The organism is Pelomonas sp. KK5 (assembly GCF_001984095.1).
Classification (GTDB): domain Bacteria; phylum Pseudomonadota; class Gammaproteobacteria; order Burkholderiales; family Burkholderiaceae_C; genus KK5.
In genome coordinates this window covers 1-1,573 of record NZ_LYVQ01000466.1, presented here as the reverse complement: position 1 = coordinate 1,573, position 1,573 = coordinate 1, and the positions used below count along the sequence as shown (strand labels likewise).

The 1,573-nt window shown below is 64.9% G+C and carries 2 protein-coding genes; one reads left to right on the top strand and one right to left on the bottom strand.

Going from position 1 to position 1,573, the window contains the following annotated elements; all coding sequences use genetic code 11:
• The first annotated feature begins 332 nt into the window (after nt 1–332).
• Nucleotides 333–614, top strand: a complete 282-nt coding sequence (locus B0W88_RS33305; RefSeq protein ID WP_144007139.1) for a hypothetical protein — start codon at nt 333–335, stop codon at nt 612–614.
• Between the two features lie 25 nt (nt 615–639).
• Here the strand turns inward: B0W88_RS33305 and B0W88_RS34105 are convergent.
• Nucleotides 640–1,573: hypothetical protein (locus tag B0W88_RS34105; protein ID WP_198938007.1), on the bottom strand; the 934-nt coding region annotated here is incomplete at its 5' end.

Below are 1,573 nucleotides of genomic sequence, written 5' to 3'. Positions count from 1 at the left end.
AGTTCTTCGAACCATGGAACGGATTCGGGAACTCGGGGAGGGCGATGCGTACAAGGGTCTGTGGGATCGCAATTGATGCTTGAAGTCAAATCTGAAGTGCCACACCTCTAGGACCGAGCAAAGAGCTCGCCCTGGGTCCTAAATCCCAGGTGATGCCTGGGACGGTTGTTCATATCTCGAACGACTCGGTCGCAGTCCGCCATGGCCGCGAATGCTGCAAATCTTCAGAAACCTGCGGACATCAACATCGAATGCGCTGGGCATGTAATCAGTAGCGCCGTCCTAAGCACAGCACACTGCTGCAAACAACAGTTCCGGAACAGGGAGACTCGATGATTCATCCCGCCAGAACCCTGGCATTGATCGCAGCCATCCTCGGCACGCAATCAGCTTGTGTTTCCGTGTTGACGGAAAGCGGCCCCGTCAAGGAGAAGCTCCAGCTGATCAGCGCCGGTCACACGGGCTGTCTTCCGCAAGACAACGATGTGAAAGTCATTGCCTTTCACCCGGGTGGCGATGGCGTGTGGAACGCCACATGCAAGGATCGAAAATACCTCTCCACCACCACCGCAACGACTGGCAGCAACGTGTACAGCTGCGCCCTTGCTCAATGATCTGCCCGGCCCTTGCGGCCTGCGACTAGCCTCCCACCTTCTCCGGCTTCGGCGCCCCCGCATTGCTCCTCGGCCTTGTCGTCGGCGGCTGCTGCTCCACCCTCGCCTTCCCCACCTGCTGCTTCAAGGCCGCCATCGTCGTCCCCAGCTCCAGCCTGGCCGCCTTGAGCCCGTCAGCATCCTGCGCCGCCGCCTTCTGCACGCGCTTCGCCTTCGCCTGGAACCCCGCCAGCGCGCCCGCTGCGCCCTTCAAGGCCTCCTCCTTGCCCTTCTGTGAAGGATCGACCGCCGCGGCCTTGGACGCCAGCAGCGCGTGATGCAGCCGCTGCGCGGTCTCGCTGCGCACCCGCAGCGATTCCTCGTGCGCCCCGATCGCCGTCTCCAGCGCCGTGGTGTCCGGCAGCACCGCGTCGCCGCCGGTGCCCGCCGCCTTGCGCAGCGCCTTGCCTGCCTCGGTCAATGCCTGCTGCTGCGCCTCCAGCTCGGCCGAGGTGGCCTCCGCCGCCTCCTGCACGCCGTCGAACTCGCCCAGCAGGCCTTCCACCAGCGTGGCCTCGCCGATCGCCAGCTTCACCCCATCCGCGCCGCGGCGGAAGGCGGCCCAGCAGGTCAGCGTCAGCTCGATCTCCGCGGGCACCCACTTGGGCAGTTCCTCGCTGTTGTCGCGGTAGATGCTGACGTCGTCCTCGTAAAACACCTCCAGGTACTTGACGACCTTGTGCGTGTCGGCCTTCTCGTCGTTCAGCGAGGCCTCGGTCAGGCCGCAGGCCTTCATCGCGCCGCGGGCCAGCGGGTCCTTCAGCACCACCGCGCCCCAGGCCAGCGAATACTTGGCCAGCGTCGGGTTCAGCTGCCGCGCCTCCAGGCCCATGCGGCGGTTGGCGGGGTTGGCCAGCGCCTTCTTCGTCGCCTTCCAGCCGGCCTCGACGTCGTACTTGTTCTTCAGGTCCATCAGCAGC